Origin of the sequence: Thalassoglobus sp. JC818 (genome assembly GCF_040717535.1) — a bacterium.
Lineage (GTDB): Bacteria > Planctomycetota > Planctomycetia > Planctomycetales > Planctomycetaceae > Thalassoglobus.
The window spans coordinates 297,412-316,087 of record NZ_JBFEFI010000006.1 but is presented as its reverse complement, the minus strand read 5'-3'; the positions used below and the strand labels follow the sequence as shown (position 1 = coordinate 316,087).

The following is an 18,676-nucleotide window of genomic DNA, read 5'->3' as shown; positions in this document are numbered from 1 at the left end:
TTGTCGACACGACATGACCAAAACGAATCGACAATCTGATCACTTTCGGCCTTGGGCTGTCCTTCGAAAGGTGGGACGGTCAAGGGTGATTTTTCTGTGCGCGGTGCTCGCAATTGTATCCGGTTGTCAGCACTTCACTCGAAAGAATGCGGACGTACCGTATCTTCAGGCTGCAACAGCGATCAAGTATCCCGAACTCGATCAGGTTATTGATCCAGTTGCTCACTTCACCCCGCGACCTGTCTCGCTGAGCTCAGAAGTGCCGACCTCGTTTCGGGAAATCTCTCTCGAGGAAGCCGTCAAGCTGGCGTTAGCCAAGTCGACAGTCTTTCGAGATCTCGGCGGAGTCGTGCTGACAACTCCGGGGGCAGTTCGAACGCCCATGGATCCAGCGATTCAGGAGACCGATCCCCGATTCGGACCGCAAGCAGCACTGTCGGCATTCGATGCGACATTTGCAGCGAATCTGTTCTTCGAGAAAAACGACCGCGCGTTGAACAACGAATTCTTCGGCGGAGGAACTCGAATCCTGCGACAGGAGGCGATGGTCTATCAGGCTGAGATCGCCAAGCGGACGCCGTTCGGAAGTGAATTTACGCTTCGCAATTTCATCGACTACGACGACAACAACGCACCGGGGAATGCCTTCGAAAGTGCTTGGAACTTCAACGTCGAAGCAGAGTACCGACAGTCGCTTCTCCGTGGGGCAGGTATCGACTTCGGCCGGATCGCTGGGACGAGTAACATTCCTGGGGTTTATAATGGGGTCCTTGTGGCTCGAACCAACACCGATGTTTCGATTGCTGACTTTGAACTGTCGGTTCGCGATCTTGTTGATGAGGTCGAGGACGCTTACTGGAATCTGTATTTCGCCTACCGCAACCTCGCTTCACGCATCGCAGCCCGAGATGCTGCTCTGGCCACCTGGCGTCGCGTGGAAGCTCTTCGAGATCGAGGGCGAATCGGAGGAGAGGCCGACAAGGAAGCGGAAGCTCGAGAGCAATACTACCGGTTCCAGGAAGAAGTCGAGAATGCTCTCAGCGGGCAACTGTTTGACGGGACAACGCGTTCTGAGACGGGCGTTTATCTGGCTGAAAGGCGGCTTCGGTATCTCGTGGGCCTGCCTGCTACTGGCGACGAAGTTCTTCGTCCGAGTGATGAACCAACTCGCGCCGAGATTTTCTTCGACTGGGAAATCTGCCTCGAAGAGTGTCTTGCCAATCGTGCCGAATTGCGTCGGCAGAAGTGGATGATCAAGCGACGGGAGATGGAGCTTCTCGCCAGCCGCAACTTCCTTCTTCCAGAGCTGGATGTCGTTGCTCTCTCACGTTGGCGAGGGTTCGGTGAAAACTTCGCCCGCTATCACGATTCGGCTCCATTCGCGAGTGCCCTCGGAAACTTTGCTGACGGCAATTTTCAGGAGACACAAGTTGGTGTTGAGTTAGCCTTCCCATTTGGGAATCGGCAGGCTCATGCAGGAGTTCGAAATGCAGAATTCCTGCTGGCTCGCGAGAGAGCTTTACTGTTCGAACAGGAACAGAGAGTTGTTCACGACCTCAGTAATGCTCTGGCGGAAGTTGAACGTTCTTATCGTGTTCTGCAAACCGTTTTCAATCGTCGGCAGGCTGCGAAGGAACGAACCGAGGCGCTGCAAGCTGCCTTCGATGCTGACAAGGTGCCGTTGAACATTCTGCTCGATGCCCAGCGACGACTGGCCAATGCTGAGACGGATTACGATCGAACATTGATCTCTTACAGCGACGCAATTCGCCGCATGCATCTCACCAAAGGGACGTTGCTTGAATACTCCGGAGTTCATCTCTCAGAGGGACCATGGCCGGAGAAAGCATACGAGCAGGGCATCGATCGCTTGAGTCGACAGAAGATCATCGACAACAAACTGGTTCCGACGCATCGAGTGATTTCCACCGGAACTGCTGAGTTGTAAGCGGCTGCGTTAGAGCAAGTTGCTCTTTTCGGTCCACTTACTTGTGCTGTTTCATCTGTTAAAAACTGTGTTTGTTCGTGCGAGAGAGTGCAAACCTAACCTGAAGATGACTTGCCCGCGGGTCTTGCTACTTGGTCGATGAAAGAGCGTTCAAAATCGCCTCTTTCAGTTCTGAGGCAGAAGTGTTCTTGATCGCGAAAACCTTCTTCGAGGAAGTCTCTCCTGAAACGAGTGAGAGATTGCTTTGACTGATTTTCAACGATTTGGAAAGCAGCTTGCGGATGGCCTGATTGGCTTTTCCTTTCTCCGCGACTTGAGTCACTGCGACTTTGAGTGATCCGTCGTGAACGTCGACAATGCCGCTGCGACGAGCTCCGGGGATGGCTTTGACTCGCAGTAGAATTTGGTCCTGTTGCTGCGCGATATCCAATGTCTCAATCAGTTGTTCCAAGTGATCGGTTTGAGGCATTGGCTGGGCTCCTCAGGCTTTCCTCGTATCGTTATGAGATGCTTTCAGGTGTCTGTTGAGAGTTCGCTCGTGCCCTCAAAAAGGGTGCTTCCGAGGCGGATCATCGTCGCACCTTCTTCGATCGCAATTTGATAGTCGCTGCTCATGCCCATCGAGAGTTCAGTCATGGAAGGGAGCTGGCCGGTAGCGTTGAGGTCGGCGAGAATTCTCCGCAGTTCGGAGAAGGTCTTGCGGACTCTTGTCGTCTCTTCGGTGAAGGGGGCCATCGTCATTAAGCCCCTCAGCCGAACGTTGTCGAATGCGGTGATTTGCTCCCAATCTTCCAACAGCTTCTCAGGCGTGAATCCACTTTTGGACTCTTCACCAGAAGTGTTGACCTGCAGTAGGACGGCGGGAGAGGCGCCGTTTTCTTCTGCAACTCGGTCAACATGAGACAGGAGTTTGACTGAGTCGATCGAGTGAATGAGTCCAACGTGAGGAAGAACAGCCCGCACCTTGTTTCGCTGCAGTTGGCCAATCAGATGCCATTCCGACGGAGACCAGCCCGAGTCTTTGACGAGTGTTTCAGCCCGCTCGACCAGTTGTTGGGGGCGGTTTTCTCCGTAGACACGCAGTCCGATCCGGTTGAGTTCGCGGACAGCCTCTAGTGGAGCGTATTTCGTGACGGCGATCAGCTTGATTTCACTTGGATCGCGGTCGCATCGAAGACACGTCGACTCGATCGTGTCGACGACGTTCTTGAGATTGTCGGTGAGAATCCGATTCAAGAGGGTTTGATGCGGTGAACTCATAATTTCAGGCACAAAAAAAGGGAAGCAATTGCTTCCCATGTCTTGCGAACCGTCTCGACGATTGGTGATCGATACAGAAGTTCAGCGGTGGCTGACTCTATCGAAGCCTTACTCGTCTGAAACGTACGGCAGCAGTCCGATGTACCGTGCTCGCAGGACGGCTTTTCGCACTGCACGCTGGTAGATTGCCGACGTTCCGGTACGACGTCGCGGCAGGATGCGACCTTCGCGGTCGATCAATTGTTTCAGTGTTTTTACGTCTTTATAGTCGACGTAGACCGGACGCGGAATCACACCATCCGGGCAGAAACGACACGTCATTTTGCGTTTCAGGCGTGCCCGTTTTTTGCGGATTTTGCGGATGTCGGCTTTTGTCAACGATGCCATCAGTCAAGTTCCAATCGACGATACTTCGAATTTGAAGCGGAGTATTATGTCAGAGCATCGCCATCTTGGCAACTGACTCGGGCATCTTCTGTTCGAAAATTCCCGGGAGCGAAAATCGGGTCAGGGTTTGTTCAATCGGGCTATTCCTTACCGAGTGAGTAAAAACGATGAACTGAATGCGTCATGCTCTTGTATCGGCCGGTTTTGATGGGATAAATTGGGATGAGGACCGACTCGTATGCATTTGCTTTCGAGTCAGTCTGCCTGCCTGTTTCGCCCCAACTTCCTTCCGGTGAGTTTCCGCATGACGTGTTCCAACAGTTCTGGGAGCGTGCGCCGCCTGTTTGTGTTCCCCGCGTTCATTATATCGCTCTGTTGGGGGGCTCTTTCTGTCAATGCAGAGGAGTTTACGCAGCGGCAGTTGGAGTTTTTCGAAAAGAAGATTCGCCCTGTTCTCGTTGAACGTTGCTACGAGTGCCATTCAGCGGAGGCGGAGTTGTCTGAGGGTGGACTGCGAGTTGACCTGCGAGACGCTCTCTTGCAAGGCGGGGATTCGGGGGCAGCTGTCGTTCCGAGTCAGCCAGGGGAAAGTTTAATCGTCAAGGCGCTCGAATATCGCGACGGCCTCGAAATGCCACCAGATGGACGGCTCGATGACAAGGTTGTGAATGATTTTCGCCGTTGGATCGAGATGGGAGCACCCGATTCACGGCAAGGGCAGTTGAAAGATGAGAAAAAGGCTTCCCCCTCAATTCAGGAGCTTGCTGACTCACTTTGGTCGCTGCAACCGGTGGTCAATCCTTCAGTCCCGGAAGTTTCCGACGAAGACTGGCCGCAGTCGCCGATTGATCATTTTCTTCTGCACAAGATGGAAGAACGACAGATTACCCCAGCCCCGGATGCCTCTCCTGAGAAACTCTTGAGGCGCGTTTCGCTCGATCTGGTCGGTTTTCCTCCGAGTTCGGATCAGGTGCGGGAGTTTCTTTCTGATCCCAGTTTTGCCGCTTACGAGCGTTACGTTGACGCACTTCTCGCTTCGCCTCAGTTCGGCGAGCGGTGGGCTCGGCACTGGTTTGATGTGGCCAGATATGCGGAATCCGCCGGCAACAGTCGCGACGTTTTGATGCCGTATGCGTGGCGGTATCGAGACTATGTGATCGACGCAATCAACGATGATGTCCCCTACGATCGCTTCGTGCAGGAGCAGGTTGCTGGCGATCTTCTCGACGCGGAGACTCACGCCCAACGCGAGCGGCTCCAGGTGGCGACCGGGTTTCTGGCAGTTGGTTCAAAGAGCTTAAACGGCGGAAATCTGACGCTCGATCTGGCAGATGACCAGATCGATGTGATTGGAAAGGCGGTTTTGGGGCTGACTGTCAGTTGCGCTCGGTGTCATGATCATAAGTTCGATCCTATTCCCACGGCCGACTACTACGCTCTGGCTGGTATTTTTCAGAGCACGGAAACGCTTTACGGCGGGTCGACCAATCGTCCGAAGGATTTGAAGTCTCAACTGGATGTTTACCTCCCGCTCGGAGCAGAGTCGGAACTGGCTCAGGTGGATGGATACCTTAAAACAGCTGATGAATTGGCCGACTTGAAGAAGAAGCGGACCAAGGCCACCACCAAGGTTCGAGAGCTGGAAAAAGAACTGCCTGAGAACTGGAAAGAGCTCGAAAAATCATTGAAGGGATCGGGTGATAAAGTCCCAGCTGAAGTTGTTGCAGCCACGGAAGACGAAGCCGACGAAAAAGTGGACGAGGAAGAAGTAGGAGAAGACAAGGAGGAGGAATCGGCAGAGCTCGGAATCGAGGAGCAAATTGCCGCGTTCCGGCAGGCTCAGCAGGAAAACCAGACGCTCATTCGGAAGATTGCCGAGCTCGAGGAACAGAAGTCACCGGAAGTTTCGTTTGCAGTCGGCGTGCGGGATAAGGAGAAGGTCAAAGACTACCCAATTCAGATTCGCGGCGAGAAAAATCAGGCTGGGGAAGTGGTCGATCGCGGTTTCCTGTCCGTCGTTTCATTGGACGGACAGCATGAAATTTCGGCCGATGAAAGTGGTCGGCGCGAGCTGGCTCAGTGGTTGACTGATTCGAGTCAGCCACTCACGCCGCGCGTTGCTGTCAATCGGACCTGGATGCATCTCTTCGGCAAAGGGCTCGTCGAATCGATCGATAACTTCGGAGTCAATAGCACACCGCCGAGCCACCCGGATCTGCTCGACCATCTGGCATATCGTTTCGTCCATGAGTTTGCGTGGTCTCAGAAAGCCCTGATTCGTGAAATCGTGTTGTCGAGGGCGTATCGACTCGCAACCTCTTCGAACAATCAAAACGAACGACTCGATTCTCAGAATGAAACCTATTGGCGTGGGACTCGCCGCAGAGTGGATGCAGAAGTATTGCGGGATTCCATGCTGGGAGTGAGCGGAGAACTGCGGCTTGACCGCCCGGAAGCGTCAATCGTGACTCAAATTGGTGAAGGGGAAGTCGGCCGGGGGATCAAGGTGGAACTGTTGGAGCAGGACTACCCGTATCGAAGCGTGTATCTCCCGATTATTCGCGGAATTATTCCGGAGTTCTTGAAGGTCTTTGATTTCCCGGAGCCATCCAATCCGCAAGGTGTGCGTTTCGCGACCAACGTTCCGTCACAGTCCTTGTTTCTCATGAACAGCCCGTTTGTACTGGACTGCAGCGAAAAGGCAGCACAGTCGTTGTTGGATGAAGAGATCTCGGATCGCGAAATGATTGAAGAGCTTTACTTGCGGGCATTTTCGAGACGCCCTCTGCCGGGAGAAGAGTCGCGATTGCTGGCTTACGTCGATTCGTGGAAGTCAGGTTCAGAGGATGCTGGAAAGACTGGCGAGAGTGACTCGGATTCCGAGTTGAAGCTTTGGTCAACTATTTGTCAGGCGGTCTTTGCTTCGGCAGAGTTTCGTTTCGTCGATTGAACAACGTCTCATCGAAACCAGGTGGGAATGGAAGGAAAACTAAGATGGTGACACCGCTTCAAGCGATGAGTTCGCGAAGGCAAATTTTGCAATCTGCGACGTGTGGCATCGGCTACCTGGCATTGATGGGGCTGTGCAAGGACGCTCTGGCTGTCGACGAAGTGAAGCCTCCGCTTCACCCCAAGATTCCGCATCATCCCGCCCGTGCGAAGCAGCTGATTTTCCTGCACATGCGTGGCGGTCCATCTGCCATGGAGACGTTCGAACGTAAGCCGGAGCTCGATGCTCAGGCGGGAAAGGCTGCGAAATCGAAGTCACGAAAGCTGACTCCGTCGCATTGGAAGTGGCGACAGCGAGGCGAGTCGGGTTTGTGGGTCTCGGATCTGTTCCATCATCAGGCACAGCACGCGGATGACCTTTGCGTTCTTTCCGGGATGCACACAGATATTTCCAATCACACGCCTGCGATGTTGCAGCTGCATACCGGCAGTTTCGCATTTACCCGCCCGTCGATGGGGGCCTGGATTCTTTATGGGCTGGGAACAGAGAATCAGGACTTGCCAGGTTTTGTGAGCCTTTGTCCTCCGTTGATCAACGGGGGAGCGAAAAATTACGGATCGGCGTTTTTGCCAGCGATTTATCAGGGAACGGCGATCGGGGATATCAAAACGCCGATTCAAGATGCGGAGATTGGGAATATCAAGAACGGCCGTTTGTCGCATCAGCAGCAACGTCGCCAGCTCGATTTGATTCAGGCGATGAACCGGTCGACTTCTACAGCTCACCCGGCTGATTCCCAAATTGACGGAGTGATCGAGTCGTTTGAACTCGCGTTCCGGATGCAAGCTGAGGTACCCACTGTGTTCGATATCTCTGGGGAAACGCAATCGATGCTTGATCGCTACGGAATTGGAGAGAAGAAACCAAGTGACAACTTCGGTCGACAGTGCCTTCTCGCCCGACGGATGATTGAATCGGGAGTTCGGGTGGTGGAGGTTTGCGATGAGTTTTGGGATCAGCACAATAATCTCGTCAAAGGCCACGAGGCGCGTGCCGCAGCTACGGATCAGCCCATTGGTGCTCTATTGGCGGACCTCAAGGAGCGAGGGATGCTCGATGACACTCTAGTTGTCTGGGGTGGAGAATTCGGAAGAACTCCCGACACTGCACAGAAAACTTTGGACGGTCGCGACCACAATGCCAAAGGATACACGATGTGGTTGGCGGGAGGAGGGGTTCGAGGAGGTTTTCAGCACGGCAAGACCGACGAACTCGGGTATGAAGCTGTCGAGGGACGCGTTCATTTACACGATCTTCATGCCACCATCCTGCATTTGCTGGGGCTGGACCATAAAGAACTGACGTATCGCTACGCAGGCCGTGATTTCCGCCTGACCGATGTTCACGGAGTGGTTGTTGATGAAGTGTTGAGTTAACATGAGAATTCACGCAAAATTCTCGCGGGAACAGTTGGGACTCATCGTTGACAAACGCATTGAGCACCAGTAACATCCCTCGTTTCCCACCGCGGGAACGGCACGGTCTACGTCTCTAAGTGCCACAGCTAAACAAATTTAAGACGTTTTGAGTAAATCTTTTGAGGAAGTGAACGGTGGCTTCGAACGAGCGGATCCGAATTCGGATGGAAGCATTTGATCATTCCGTCCTTGACCAGTCGGCGTCAGAAATCGTCGATACGGCGAAACGGACCGGCGCGATCGTTCATGGACCAATTCCGTTGCCGACTCGTATTGAGCGGTACACGGTTTTGCGGAGTCCTCACGTGAATAAAAAATCTCGCGAGCAGTTCGAAGTTCGAACTCACAAGCGAGTCATTGATATTGTTCAGCCAACAGGTAAGACGATTGATGCTTTGAACAAGCTCTCGTTGCCTGCCGGTGTTGATATCAAGATTAAGGCCTCCACCTAGTATTCGGGGTGAGGCGTCTGGTCGGGTGAGTCTCGGCTGGTGATCGTCTGTGGCGCTACGGACTGGCGTGGGTGAGTCGGAGTCTCTTTTCGAGGCATTGCCTGCTAAGGCGCGATTCGGCCGTTCCGTTTGTCGTGTGGATAAATCTGGGGCCGCTAGTGTTCCCTGTGAAGTAGATAAAAGAGGTTGAGCCATGCCAGTTGGGCTCCTCGGAAAAAAAGTTGGAATGACTCAGGTGTACGACGCTAATGGTGTCGTTGTGCCTGTGACTGTGATTGAATTGGGGCCATGTACTGTCCTGCAGGTTAAGACTGTAGACAGCGATGGCTACGAGGCGGTTCAGGTTGGATTTGAAGATAAGTTGAGTCAGAAAGATCTGGCTCGCCCTGAAGGTCAGCGAAAGCGGACTCGAGCAAATCGAGCCGAGCGAGGCCACGTTGTCGCGTTGAAGAGTAAGCGGCAGCAAGCGATGGCTGAGCGTGGAGTCGAAGCTCCTCCAAAAGCTGGCTGTGAAGCGAAGCGATTCGTTCGCGAGTTTCGCGTCGACGGCGAGCAGCACGGTCTGGATGTCGGTCAAGAGTTGAAGGCGGATGTCTTCGCTGATGTGAAAGCGGTTGACGTTGTCGCGACGAGCAAAGGTCGCGGAACGACAGGTGTCATGAAGCGACACAACTTTCAGGGGCAGCGAGCAACGCACGGTGTGAAGAAGGTTCACCGTATGCCAGGGGGTATCGGGCAGGCGACAGATCCTGCTCGTGTCTGGAAAGGCAAGCGGATGGCCGGTCGGTACGGCGGAACGCAGGTGACTGTTCGGAACCTGGATGTCGTGAGTGTCGATGCTGAAAACAACATGTTGTTGATTAACGGTGCTGTTCCTGGGCCGAACGGCGGGTATGTCGTGGTACGGGTCGCGAAGTAGGTGGAGCGCAATGTCAGAGCAAGTTCAAGTTTCCGCGCCAGTTCGCGACATGTCCGGTGGTGATCAAGGTGTTTACGAGTTCGACGGTGCTGATTTGGCCGATCGGATTAGTAAGCAACTGCTGCACGACGTTGTCGTGATGTACGAAGCGAATCGCCGTCAAGGAACGTTTCGCACAAAGACACGTGGAGAGGTTGCCGGAAACAAAAAGAAGATGTTTCGGCAAAAGGGGACCGGTAACGCCCGTATGGGTACCAAGCGGTCACCGATTCGAGTTGGTGGTGGTCACGCGTTCGCAAAGCGACCTCGAGACTTCAGCTATCGACTCCCAAAGAAAGCTGTTCGATTAGCAACACGAATGGCTTTGCTGAGTAAGTTTCAAGATAGCGAAGCAACAGTTGTCTCCGGCTTTCAGGTGGATAGTCCTCGGACGAAGCCGATTGCGGACATGTTGAAGAATCTGGGGGTTGGTGACTCTTCGGTTCTGCTCGTTATCCCTGAGTACGATATCGACGTTTGGAAGTCAGCTCGAAACATCCCAAATCTTTGGGTTGCTCCGCTGAAAGAAATGAACGCGTACTCGTTGCTGCATCAGAAGAATCTGGTCATTACTCAAGAAGCGATTGACCTCGCGAGAGAAGGGCGGTTGACTCCAGCTGAGTCAGAAGCTGTTTCTGCAGGGTAGTCATTCGAGTTGTTGGATCGGTCAAAAGAGGTGAGTTGTGGCTGGAATTGAATTGGAATCACATCAGGTGGTGCTTCGCCCGCTCGTGACAGAGAAGGGTGTTCACCAGTCGGAAAAATACAATGCGTACGCCTTCGAAGTGAATCGCATGGCGAACAAAGAAGATGTTCGCAAAGCAGTCGAAGAACTTTGGGGTGTTCGTGTCGTCGCTGTTCGAACTCAGAATCGCCGAGGAAAGCCTCGTCGGAGCCGTTTGAATCAGGGGCAGACAAGCGATTGGAAGAAAGCGATCGTGCAGTTGCACGAGGACGATCGAATCAACTTCTTCTAAGAAGTGGTTGGCAGTCGCAATAACGGTATGAATCAAGCGTGAAGGAACGGGTGCAGATCTAATCTGCAGCGAAGTTATTAGGTGGAATCATGGGAATTCGATTTTATAAGCCAGTCACACCAGGGCGCCGCGGCGCGTCTGTGAGTGATTTCGCTGAGATCACCGATCCAAAAAAACGCCCAGAGAAATCGTTGACTGTTCGTCTCATTCGCAGCGGCGGTCGTAATCATCACGGCAAGATCACCGTTCGACACCGTGGTGGCGGACATCGGAAGCTTTATCGAATCATCGATTTCAAGCGTCGAGTCGATGGTGTTCCGATGAACGTGACACACATCGAGTACGATCCTAATCGCTCAGCGCGAATTGCATTGATTGAGTATCAATGTCCGGAGTCCGGAAAGCTCGTCAAGAGTTACATTCTTGCTCCTGAAGGACTCAAGGCTGGCGATACCATTACTAATGGTGAAAACGCCGAGCCAACTGTTGGCAACTGTTTGCCAATGTCAAAGATCCCGCAGGGGACACAGATTCACAACATCGAAATGCAGCCTGGCCGCGGCGGACAGTTGGTCCGAAGTGCCGGTAACTATGCGGTGTTGAACGCAAGTGAAAAAGGCTGGGCCCAGGTGACTTTGCCTTCCGGTGAAGTTCGACGTTTGCCGGCCAATTGCCGGGCAACCATCGGAGTGATCAGCAACTCAGAGCACTCGAAGATTGTGCTGGGTAAAGCTGGTCGCGTGCGATGGAAAGGTCGTCGACCTCACGTTCGCGGAACAGTGATGAACCCTGTCGCTCACCCAATGGGTGGGGGAGAAGGTCGAAACTCTGGTGGTCGTCATCCGTGTAGCCCAACCGGAAAACTTGCCAAAGGTGGAAACACACGCAAGCGACGTAAACCATCGACAAAAGCGATTATTCGCCGTCGTCGATCACGCCGCTACGGTCAGAAGAAGGCTTAATACGCAAGGTTTTGCAATCAAGAGTTGAAGCGAACGCTTCTATCGAAGAGGTTTTGGAATGAGTCGATCACTGAAGAAGGGGCCTTATGTTGATGAAAAGCTCCTGAAGAAGATCGCGAAACTCGAAGAGAGTGGTCGCAAGGACTCCATTAAGACATGGGCTCGTCGATCGACGATCTCACCTGAGTTCATTGGCCACACGTTCCTCGTGCACAACGGACGTCAACACATCCAGGTGTACGTGACAGAAGATATGGTTGGGCACAAGCTGGGAGAGTTTTCTCCCACACGGACGTTCCGTGGCCACGGAGCAAAAGGAAATCGATAAACATCGATCTGATGGACAGGCGAATTGTGGGTAGCAATACCCGCGGGAGTGGATCATGGCACTGGTAAAAGCAGTTCACAAGCATGCAAGAATCTCAGCGACGAAGGTTCGTCCGTTCGCTGAATTGATTCGCGGGATGTCTGTGGAAGAAGGCCTGGAAGCGTTGAAGTATCAACCGAATCGAGGCGCTCGGTTTCTGGAAAAAGTTCTGCGAAGTGCAGCTGCGAATGCAGAAGATCGCGGCGCTCGAAACGTAGATCACCTTCCAATCGTCGACTGTCGAGTTGATGGTGGGCCGATGTTTAAGAGACTTCAACCACGTGCCCGTGGGATGGCATTTCTCATTCGACGTCGTTTCGCGCATATCCATGTCGCGATCGATGCTCCTGAAGTGGAATAGAACAAAGGTCGGCAAGATGGGACAAAAAGTTCACCCACGCGGATTTCGTGTTGGAATCGTTGAGCCATGGCGAAGTCGCTGGTACGCGACGAAGAAAGAGTTTGGCGACCTTTTGGTGGAAGACCGAAAGATTCGTCAGTTCATTCACACCGAATACAAATCGGCTGCGATTGAAAAAGTCGAGATTGATCGAACTCGTGATCAGGTGATTGTGCACCTGTTCTCGGCTCGTCCGGGGATCATCATCGGCCGAAAAGGTCAAGAGATCGATCGACTGAAAGCTCGTCTGGAAGACCAGTTTGGTCGAAGGATGGAAGTCAAGATTGTTGAAATCAACAATCCTTACCGACGGGCCCAATTGGTTGCTGAGGACATCGCTCAACAACTGAACAAACGAGGAAGTTTCCGTCGTGCGATCAAGCGAACTCTTGATCAGGTGATGGAAGCAGGAGTGAACGGTGTAAAGATCGAGTTGTCCGGTCGTCTTGGTGGGGCAGAAATGTCACGCTGCGAAAAGGCAAGCCGGGGTTCGATTCCTCTGTCGACGCTCCAGCGACATGTTGATTACGGATTTACAGAAGCAAAAACCGCACAAGGTGTGATTGGCGTTAAAGTCTGGGTTGACCTGGGCGACTACGCTGACGGGGAGATTTCCGATGGCGCTTATGCCGAAGCGAGTAAAGTATCGAAAAAGGCAAAGAGGTCGCATAAAAGGTAATGCGACCCGTGGCAACACGGTCGTTTTCGGTGAGTTTGGCCTTCAGTCAACACAAGCTGGGCATGTTACAGCCACAACCATCGAAGCCTGTCGTATTGCGGCTGCCCAATATATTCGAGGAACGGGTGCCAAGCTGTATATCCGAATTTTCCCGGATAAGTCAGTGACAGCTCGTCCGTTGGAAACTCGAATGGGAAAAGGTAAAGGGGAACCGGACCACTGGGTTGCAGTAGTGAAGCCCGGAACGGTACTCTTCGAGATCGCGGGTGGAACCCACGACGCGGCTCGCGATTGTTTCAATCGTGTTGCTCACAAACTGCCTGTCCGTGTTCGCCTGGTTGAGCGACCGGCTGGCTAATCGTCCCTCGAATTTAGGGACTGGTGGCGTGAAACAAACGTCGTGGAAGTTGCCAGTTGAGAAGTCGTCGAATGTGACGGCTTTTCTAATCTGAGCCCAAGGTTGTTCGTAGTTACAGGATCTTCTGTAATTCCACTAAAGCGACCTCAAGTTTCCCAACAACGAATTCGCAGCATTTCAGGCTGAGGTGTTCTGTCACCGAAGCGAGTTCGAATGCCGAGTCGGGGCGGGGTTTGAAGCTTCAGAGTTAGTAGTTGTCAGAAGAAGATGGTTGACTGATGTCGCAAGCAAATCCATTGCGTGAAATGAACGAAGAGCAGCTCCAGGCTGAGTTGGAACAGACTCAACAAGAGTTGTTTCAGCTTCGGTTTCAAGCATCGACTGAAAAACTTGACGCTCCCAGCAACTTGAAAAAGTTGAGACGGACAATCGCGCGGATCAAAACGATCCAGCACGAACGCCTGCTGCAAGCAGCTGGTGCTGAATCGTAATTGGACAGAGCAATATCATCGTATCCACTTTGAGTAGTTGAGAACCGAACAGACATGCGTACGAAGTTGATTGGCGTTGTGAAAAGCGATGGAAACCCCAAGACACGCCGGGTTGATGTCGAGCGTTTGGTTCAGCACACAAAATATCGAAAGATTGTTCGTGGGCGAACGGTCTGTTACGTCCACGACGAAGACAACACTTCGAAGATTGGCGACACTGTCGAAATCGTCGAATGTCGACCACGTTCCAAGACGAAGCGATGGGAACTCGTTCGCGTTGTCAAAAGCGTGTCGGATGTTGCCAGCCAGATCAAACGGGACGAGAAGGACTCTGGAATCGCAACTGACGCGGAAATCGCTTCGGGCGGAACATCAGCGAGTGAAGCGAGCTCAGCTGAAGCAGAACAAGAGAGCTAAAAAGAGTTGCGGATGAGCGAACGTCTTTGTGACGGCGTTGAGTAGAAGTGAGAAGGTCACAAAACGTTGCTTCGCTTGTTTGGGAATGGATTATTCAGTCATGCGTGACGGCCAGGTAAAGGCTGTCTGAAGAGAGTAAGGTCAGCGTCGCTATGATTCAGATGCAGACAATGTTGGACGTTGCAGATAACACCGGAGCGAAGAGCGTCCGTTGTATCCGAGTGCTGGGCGGAACGCGTCGTCGTACGGCCGGTCTCGGCGATGTCATTATCGTTGCAATTCAGAAGTCGATCGCTGGTGCTCCAGACGCTTTCCGTAAGGGAAAAGTCACGCGAGGAGTGATTGTACGAGCTCGCAAAGGGACTCGTCGAGACGACGGAAGTTACGTCCGATTTGACAGTAACGCAGTAGTGTTGGTCGACCCGGATGGAAATCCGCGAGGAACACGTATTTTCGGTGCAGTGGCCCGAGAACTTCGTGATCGTCGATTCATGAAGATTATTAGCCTCGCGAACGAAGTGGTGTGACTATGAAAATCAAACGTGGTGATTTGGTTGTGGTTGTCGCTGGCGATGATAAGGATCGTGCGGAGCCACGGCCTCGCGTTGTCCAGGAAGTGCTGGACGAAGGCAAAAAAGTTGTCATCGAGGGCGTGAACCTCGTTTACAAGCACGTTCGTCGTGGCCATCCACGGAGCCCGCAGGGTGGAAGACTGCGAATGGAAAAACCCATTCAAAGCTCGAATGTGATGTACTACTGCAGCGAGTGTGGCAAGGGTGTGAAACTCGGCTACCGGTACAACGATGCAGGTGAAAAAGAACGCTTCTGTCGTAGCTGTTCAAACGGAGTGGGTGTAGTTAGCCCTGCTCGTGAGAAATACGCGAAGAAGTAGTAGCAACGGAGTTCCGAGGGTTTCTCGGATACAAATGAGTTCGAAGAAGATTGAATCAGACAGAGTGCAAAGAATTCAGTGGCTTGAAAGCACACACTGACGTCGGCAAGCACAATTGATAATGAGTTCAAAGGTGGGTGCGATGGCCCGAATGAAGGAAAAGTACGCGACAGAGATCGTCCCAAAGCTCGCCAGCGAGTTGGGACGGTCCAATCCCCACAGTCTGCCACGAATCGAAAAGATCGTGGTCAGCATGGGGGTGACTGCTGCAGTTCAGGATCAGAAGGTCTTGGATGAAGCACTCGGGTACCTTGAGCAGATCACTGGCCAGAAGCCATCTGTGCGAAGAGCTCGCAAGTCGATTGCTCAGTTCAAGCTCCGAGAAGGTATGCGGATCGGTGGAGCTGTGACACTTCGCAAACAGCGAATGTACGAGTTCCTCGACCGACTGATTACGCTGGTTCTGCCTCGAGTTCGAGATTTTCGCGGAGTGAGTGCGAAAGCTTTCGACGGTCGCGGAAACTACAGTCTCGGAATTAGTGAGCAACTGGTTTTCCCTGAAGTTGATGCAGATAACGTCAAGCACGTTCAGGGAATGAACATCGCCATTGTGACCAGTGCTGAGACTGACGATGAGGCTCGGTTGCTTCTTCGCGAATTCGGAATGCCCTTTAAGGACGGAAGCAGCCGCTAAGTCGTGGTTGGTGAGATCTAACAAGTGTTGGAATTGAGTTATGGCCAGTAAGTCGAAAATCGCGAAAGCAAGTAAGAAGCCAAAGTTCAGCACACGCATTGAACGTCGTTGTGCTCTCTGCGGTCGGCCTCGTGCGGTTTATCGTAAATTCAAAGTGTGTCGAATCTGCTTTCGAGACCTGTGTCTCGATGGTGTTGTGCCAGGCGTGAAGAAGGCCAGCTGGTAGCAGTCGCGGGACGGGTACGATCCTCGTTCCTTGTTTTTCTTGTTCAAGTTGCGAAGAGATCGTTGATTGGCGGTCAGGGCCGCCAAATTTAGCGCTGAAAAGTGTTTGAGGTTGTATCAACAATGATGACTGATCCGATTGCCGACATGCTTACTCGAATTCGCAATGCGATTCAGATCGAGCGTCCATTCGTCGATATTCCGACATCCAAAGTGAAGGTCGGAATTGCCGAGGTGTTGCAGCGTGAGGGTTATATTTGGGACTACGAAGTCGTTGAAGAGCATCCGCAGTCGGTTCTTCGTATCAACCTCAAGTACAGCCCAACTGGCGAACGTGTGATTCAGCGAATCGCTCGAATCAGCAAGCCAGGGCGACGAATCTACTCAGATCGTCACAGCATCCCAGAAGTCTTGAACGGCATGGGGATTTGCGTGCTGTCGACGAACCAAGGGGTTCTGAGTAGCCGGGAAGCTCGAAAAAAGAACGTCGGTGGCGAAGTTTTGTGTGAAGTGTGGTAGTGATCAGATGAAACAGTTCGCATTCTTCGCGGAATGTTGATCTGAACTGCAGGTGGAAGACATGTCAAGAATTGGTAAAAAGCCTATCCCTGTTGCTGACGGTGTCGATGTTGCAATCGACGGTGGCACTGTTCGCGTTAAGGGAAAACACGGCGAGTTGTCGTTTGACCATCATCCGTTGATGAACGTCGTTTGGGATGGAGATTCACGTGAAATTCGTGTTGAACGCCCCAATGAGCAGCGACAAAGCCGCGCTCTGCACGGACTGACTCGGGCACTCGTCGCGAACATGGTGGCTGGTGTTCAAGAGCCATTCGTTCGCAAGTTGGAAATTCAAGGTGTCGGTTATCAAGCGACACTGAACGGTAAAGAACTCGCTTTACAAGTGGGATTTGCGAATACAATTCGCCTCCCAGTGCCGGAGAACGTCTCGTGCGAGTTGCCGTCCACGACTCAAATTGTCGTGAAGAGTTGTGACAAACACGCTGTGGGTCAATTCGCAGCGAACATTCGCCGAGTCCGACCTCCTGAACCATACAAAGGCAAAGGGATTCGTTACGAGGGAGAACATGTTCGTCGTAAAGCTGGTAAGGCATTCGGTAGCTAACAGCGATTTGTCGACGACATTTGTTCGATTCACATTGATGAGTTAAATTGCCGGTTCGGAAATTATTGGAAGTCAATCATGAAGGTACAAAGGCGAATTGCCGGCCAACGAGTTCGTCGGCGTTATCATGTTCGAAATCGCGTCCGAGCGACGGGGCAACTCCGGTTGTCTGTGTTTCGGAGCAATCGGAACGTCTCCGCTCAGATCATCGATGATGAATCGGGCCGGACTCTCGTTTCTGCGAGTTCATTGGAAGGTGACCTCGGCGGGGCAGGCAAGCCACACGGAACGGTTGAAGTAGCGAAGCTCGTCGGGAAAACTCTGGGCGAACGTGCCGTAGCAGCCGGTATCAAGAAAGTTGCATTCGATCGTGGATCGTACAAGTATCATGGCCGTGTTGCGGCGATCGCGGACGGTGTCCGTGAAGCAGGCGTTGAAGTTTAGAACATCGGGGATGTCGGCAGAATTCAAAGGCCGACTTCTTCACGATTTCAATTTATTGATCAGGAGTTGCCACAGTGGCGCAACAAGATAGCGGACAAGGTCATTCTACGAAGAATCCTGAACGAGTCGTGCAGATTCGTCGGTGTGCCTGTGTGGTTAAAGGTGGTCGACGATTCAGCTTTGCCGCGCTGGTTGTTGTCGGTGACGAGAGCAGTCGTGTCGGGTACGGTTACGGCAAAGGAACGGAAGTTCCAATCGCCGTTGAAAAGGCGACCAAACAAGCGAATCGACGTCTGCAAGACGTCGCACTCGATGGAACGACCATCCCTCACCAGGTTGAAGGTCGTTTCGGTGCTTCACGAGTCGTGCTTGTGCCTGCTGCTCCTGGTACAGGAATTATCGCAGGTGAGACTGTTCGCGCCGTTGTCGAACTCGCTGGTGTAACAGACATTCTCACCAAGAGTCGTGGGTCGAGTAACCCGGTCAATCTGGTGAAAGCGACATTTGACGCTTTGTCGAAACTGCGAACACGGGATCACGTTGCTCGCTTGCGTGGAGTAGAAGTCTAATGATTATCAATGACGTACACGACGGAATTCATAAGCACAAGAAACGCAAGCGCGTTGGTCGCGGACCTGGTTCCGGACACGGGAAGACTTCCGGTCGCGGACATAAGGGTGAAGGCAGCCGTAGTGGTCATTCACGCCGACTGGGTTTCGCGGGTGGACAGATGCCTCTGTTCCGACTCGTCGCGAAACGCGGCTTCAACAACAATGCTTTCGCCAAGAAAGTCATCGCTGTCAACGTCTCAACATTGAACGAACAGTTCGAAGACGGTGCAGAAGTGACTCCTGAATCGTTGAAGAAATTCGGTCTCGCAAAGGGATCTTATGACTTCATCAAGATTCTGGGTGACGGAGAACTGTCACGGAAGTTGACCGTTCACGCACACCGGTTCTCAAAGTCCGCAAAAGAGAAAATCGAAGCTGCCGGTGGAAAAACAATTGAAATCTCCAAAGCTTCACAGAGCGCAAGCGAATAGTGTTTTGGATGAAGTCAGTGAGTTTGGTGGATTTACGCACAATTGGACTTGCACGGATCGTTGTGAATGCGTTAACCCCTGTGCAGTTCGGCTCGTATGGACAGTTGTGCTCTAGAAAATAACAACGAGCACTGAGTCCGTTCGGCCTGGGATTGACCGAGCGGTTGAC

Annotated in this window: 26 protein-coding genes; 23 read left to right on the top strand and 3 right to left on the bottom strand. The window is 52.6% G+C overall.

Annotation, left to right across the window (positions count from 1 at the left end; genetic code table 11):
- Positions 1-85 precede the first annotated feature (85 nt).
- Entirely contained in the window at positions 86-1,948 is a 1,863-nt protein-coding gene (locus AB1L42_RS17270) for a TolC family protein (protein WP_367058667.1), read from the top strand.
- 127 nt (positions 1,949-2,075) lie between these two features.
- Here the strand turns inward: AB1L42_RS17270 and AB1L42_RS17265 are convergent, their stop codons facing one another.
- The 3 genes from AB1L42_RS17265 to rpsR all read right to left on the bottom strand — a co-directional run bounded on the left by AB1L42_RS17265 (position 2,076) and on the right by rpsR (position 3,595).
- Complete coding sequence (locus AB1L42_RS17265; protein WP_367058664.1) at positions 2,076-2,417, bottom strand: DUF167 domain-containing protein; 342 nt, start codon at positions 2,415-2,417, stop codon at positions 2,076-2,078.
- A gap of 44 nt (positions 2,418-2,461) precedes the next feature.
- Positions 2,462-3,208, bottom strand: a complete 747-nt coding sequence (locus AB1L42_RS17260) for a YggS family pyridoxal phosphate-dependent enzyme (protein ID WP_367058661.1) — start codon at positions 3,206-3,208, stop codon at positions 2,462-2,464.
- Positions 3,209-3,316: 108 nt separating this feature from the next.
- Positions 3,317-3,595, bottom strand: coding sequence for a 30S ribosomal protein S18 (rpsR, locus tag AB1L42_RS17255; protein ID WP_146506977.1), 279 nt, complete (start codon positions 3,593-3,595; stop codon positions 3,317-3,319).
- A gap of 238 nt (positions 3,596-3,833) precedes the next feature.
- On the opposite strand from rpsR, the gene AB1L42_RS17250 reads away from it, so the two are divergent.
- From AB1L42_RS17250 to rplO, 22 genes are all read left to right on the top strand, one after another.
- Complete coding sequence (locus AB1L42_RS17250; RefSeq protein WP_367058657.1) at positions 3,834-6,545, top strand: PSD1 and planctomycete cytochrome C domain-containing protein; 2,712 nt, start codon at positions 3,834-3,836, stop codon at positions 6,543-6,545.
- Between the two features lie 44 nt (positions 6,546-6,589).
- Positions 6,590-7,981 (top strand): DUF1501 domain-containing protein, encoded by a 1,392-nt coding sequence (locus AB1L42_RS17245; protein WP_367058653.1) that lies wholly within the window; start codon positions 6,590-6,592, stop codon positions 7,979-7,981.
- Positions 7,982-8,157: 176 nt separating this feature from the next.
- On the top strand, positions 8,158-8,475 hold the full coding sequence (gene rpsJ, locus AB1L42_RS17240) for a 30S ribosomal protein S10 (RefSeq protein ID WP_146506980.1): 318 nt from the start codon (positions 8,158-8,160) through the stop codon (positions 8,473-8,475).
- Between the two features lie 193 nt (positions 8,476-8,668).
- Complete coding sequence (gene rplC / locus AB1L42_RS17235) at positions 8,669-9,394, top strand: 50S ribosomal protein L3 (protein WP_367058649.1); 726 nt, start codon at positions 8,669-8,671, stop codon at positions 9,392-9,394.
- Between the two features lie 10 nt (positions 9,395-9,404).
- Positions 9,405-10,079: a 50S ribosomal protein L4 gene (rplD, locus tag AB1L42_RS17230; protein WP_367058645.1), complete on the top strand. Its 675-nt coding sequence runs from the start codon at positions 9,405-9,407 to the stop codon at positions 10,077-10,079.
- 37 nt (positions 10,080-10,116) lie between these two features.
- A complete protein-coding gene (gene rplW / locus AB1L42_RS17225; RefSeq protein WP_146506983.1) occupies positions 10,117-10,410 on the top strand; it encodes a 50S ribosomal protein L23 in 294 nt (97 codons plus the stop codon).
- Positions 10,411-10,499: 89 nt separating this feature from the next.
- Positions 10,500-11,372 carry a 50S ribosomal protein L2 gene (gene rplB, locus AB1L42_RS17220; protein WP_367058641.1) on the top strand — a complete coding sequence of 291 codons (873 nt, stop codon included), beginning with the start codon at positions 10,500-10,502 and terminating at the stop codon, positions 11,370-11,372.
- A 58-nt stretch (positions 11,373-11,430) separates the two neighbouring features.
- A complete protein-coding gene (gene rpsS / locus AB1L42_RS17215; RefSeq protein ID WP_367058638.1) occupies positions 11,431-11,700 on the top strand; it encodes a 30S ribosomal protein S19 in 270 nt (89 codons plus the stop codon).
- 55 nt (positions 11,701-11,755) lie between these two features.
- Entirely contained in the window at positions 11,756-12,100 is a 345-nt protein-coding gene (gene rplV, locus AB1L42_RS17210; protein WP_367058635.1) for a 50S ribosomal protein L22, read from the top strand.
- 16 nt (positions 12,101-12,116) lie between these two features.
- Entirely contained in the window at positions 12,117-12,818 is a 702-nt protein-coding gene (gene rpsC, locus AB1L42_RS17205) for a 30S ribosomal protein S3 (RefSeq protein ID WP_367058632.1), read from the top strand.
- Positions 12,757-13,176, top strand: a complete 420-nt coding sequence (gene rplP, locus AB1L42_RS17200) for a 50S ribosomal protein L16 (protein WP_367058629.1) — start codon at positions 12,757-12,759, stop codon at positions 13,174-13,176. Before rpsC ends, rplP begins: the two co-directional genes overlap by 62 nt.
- Before the next feature lie 278 nt (positions 13,177-13,454).
- Entirely contained in the window at positions 13,455-13,667 is a 213-nt protein-coding gene (rpmC, locus tag AB1L42_RS17195) for a 50S ribosomal protein L29 (protein WP_367058626.1), read from the top strand.
- A gap of 54 nt (positions 13,668-13,721) precedes the next feature.
- On the top strand, positions 13,722-14,084 hold the full coding sequence (rpsQ, locus tag AB1L42_RS17190; RefSeq protein ID WP_367058622.1) for a 30S ribosomal protein S17: 363 nt from the start codon (positions 13,722-13,724) through the stop codon (positions 14,082-14,084).
- 152 nt (positions 14,085-14,236) lie between these two features.
- Positions 14,237-14,611, top strand: coding sequence for a 50S ribosomal protein L14 (rplN, locus tag AB1L42_RS17185; RefSeq protein WP_146506991.1), 375 nt, complete (start codon positions 14,237-14,239; stop codon positions 14,609-14,611).
- A 2-nt stretch (positions 14,612-14,613) separates the two neighbouring features.
- Entirely contained in the window at positions 14,614-14,976 is a 363-nt protein-coding gene (gene rplX / locus AB1L42_RS17180) for a 50S ribosomal protein L24 (protein ID WP_367058618.1), read from the top strand.
- 142 nt (positions 14,977-15,118) lie between these two features.
- Positions 15,119-15,670 carry a 50S ribosomal protein L5 gene (gene rplE / locus AB1L42_RS17175; RefSeq protein ID WP_367058615.1) on the top strand — a complete coding sequence of 184 codons (552 nt, stop codon included), beginning with the start codon at positions 15,119-15,121 and terminating at the stop codon, positions 15,668-15,670.
- 40 nt (positions 15,671-15,710) lie between these two features.
- Positions 15,711-15,896: a type Z 30S ribosomal protein S14 gene (locus AB1L42_RS17170; protein WP_367058612.1), complete on the top strand. Its 186-nt coding sequence runs from the start codon at positions 15,711-15,713 to the stop codon at positions 15,894-15,896.
- A gap of 122 nt (positions 15,897-16,018) precedes the next feature.
- Complete coding sequence (rpsH, locus tag AB1L42_RS17165; RefSeq protein WP_367058609.1) at positions 16,019-16,414, top strand: 30S ribosomal protein S8; 396 nt, start codon at positions 16,019-16,021, stop codon at positions 16,412-16,414.
- Between the two features lie 61 nt (positions 16,415-16,475).
- Complete coding sequence (gene rplF, locus AB1L42_RS17160; RefSeq protein WP_367058606.1) at positions 16,476-17,021, top strand: 50S ribosomal protein L6; 546 nt, start codon at positions 16,476-16,478, stop codon at positions 17,019-17,021.
- A 78-nt stretch (positions 17,022-17,099) separates the two neighbouring features.
- Positions 17,100-17,465 carry a 50S ribosomal protein L18 gene (gene rplR, locus AB1L42_RS17155; protein ID WP_367058603.1) on the top strand — a complete coding sequence of 122 codons (366 nt, stop codon included), beginning with the start codon at positions 17,100-17,102 and terminating at the stop codon, positions 17,463-17,465.
- 74 nt (positions 17,466-17,539) lie between these two features.
- Positions 17,540-18,034, top strand: a complete 495-nt coding sequence (gene rpsE / locus AB1L42_RS17150; protein WP_367058600.1) for a 30S ribosomal protein S5 — start codon at positions 17,540-17,542, stop codon at positions 18,032-18,034.
- Complete coding sequence (rplO, locus tag AB1L42_RS17145) at positions 18,034-18,507, top strand: 50S ribosomal protein L15 (RefSeq protein ID WP_367058597.1); 474 nt, start codon at positions 18,034-18,036, stop codon at positions 18,505-18,507. The genes rpsE and rplO overlap by 1 nt, the downstream gene beginning before the upstream one ends.
- The last annotated feature ends 169 nt before the right edge of the window (positions 18,508-18,676 follow it).

Bases quoted from the DNA above. Each gene is read 5' to 3' on its own strand.
- AB1L42_RS17265 (WP_367058664.1), bottom strand. From the start codon at position 2,417: ATGCCTCAAACCGATCACTTGGAACAACTGATTGAGACATTGGATATC.
- AB1L42_RS17260 (WP_367058661.1), bottom strand. From the start codon at position 3,208: ATGAGTTCACCGCATCAAACCCTCTTGAATCGGATTCTCACCGACAAT.
- rpsR (WP_146506977.1), bottom strand. From the start codon at position 3,595: ATGGCATCGTTGACAAAAGCCGACATCCGCAAAATCCGCAAAAAACGG.
- AB1L42_RS17250 (WP_367058657.1), top strand. From the start codon at position 3,834: ATGCATTTGCTTTCGAGTCAGTCTGCCTGCCTGTTTCGCCCCAACTTC.
- AB1L42_RS17245 (WP_367058653.1), top strand. From the start codon at position 6,590: ATGGTGACACCGCTTCAAGCGATGAGTTCGCGAAGGCAAATTTTGCAA.
- rplC (WP_367058649.1), top strand. From the start codon at position 8,669: ATGCCAGTTGGGCTCCTCGGAAAAAAAGTTGGAATGACTCAGGTGTAC.
- rplD (WP_367058645.1), top strand. From the start codon at position 9,405: ATGTCAGAGCAAGTTCAAGTTTCCGCGCCAGTTCGCGACATGTCCGGT.
- rplB (WP_367058641.1), top strand. From the start codon at position 10,500: ATGGGAATTCGATTTTATAAGCCAGTCACACCAGGGCGCCGCGGCGCG.
- rpsS (WP_367058638.1), top strand. From the start codon at position 11,431: ATGAGTCGATCACTGAAGAAGGGGCCTTATGTTGATGAAAAGCTCCTG.
- rplV (WP_367058635.1), top strand. From the start codon at position 11,756: ATGGCACTGGTAAAAGCAGTTCACAAGCATGCAAGAATCTCAGCGACG.
- rpsC (WP_367058632.1), top strand. From the start codon at position 12,117: ATGGGACAAAAAGTTCACCCACGCGGATTTCGTGTTGGAATCGTTGAG.
- rplP (WP_367058629.1), top strand. From the start codon at position 12,757: ATGGCGCTTATGCCGAAGCGAGTAAAGTATCGAAAAAGGCAAAGAGGT.
- rpmC (WP_367058626.1), top strand. From the start codon at position 13,455: ATGTCGCAAGCAAATCCATTGCGTGAAATGAACGAAGAGCAGCTCCAG.
- rpsQ (WP_367058622.1), top strand. From the start codon at position 13,722: ATGCGTACGAAGTTGATTGGCGTTGTGAAAAGCGATGGAAACCCCAAG.
- rplN (WP_146506991.1), top strand. From the start codon at position 14,237: ATGATTCAGATGCAGACAATGTTGGACGTTGCAGATAACACCGGAGCG.
- rplX (WP_367058618.1), top strand. From the start codon at position 14,614: ATGAAAATCAAACGTGGTGATTTGGTTGTGGTTGTCGCTGGCGATGAT.
- rplE (WP_367058615.1), top strand. From the start codon at position 15,119: ATGGCCCGAATGAAGGAAAAGTACGCGACAGAGATCGTCCCAAAGCTC.
- AB1L42_RS17170 (WP_367058612.1), top strand. From the start codon at position 15,711: ATGGCCAGTAAGTCGAAAATCGCGAAAGCAAGTAAGAAGCCAAAGTTC.
- rpsH (WP_367058609.1), top strand. From the start codon at position 16,019: ATGATGACTGATCCGATTGCCGACATGCTTACTCGAATTCGCAATGCG.
- rplF (WP_367058606.1), top strand. From the start codon at position 16,476: ATGTCAAGAATTGGTAAAAAGCCTATCCCTGTTGCTGACGGTGTCGAT.
- rplR (WP_367058603.1), top strand. From the start codon at position 17,100: ATGAAGGTACAAAGGCGAATTGCCGGCCAACGAGTTCGTCGGCGTTAT.
- rplO (WP_367058597.1), top strand. From the start codon at position 18,034: ATGATTATCAATGACGTACACGACGGAATTCATAAGCACAAGAAACGC.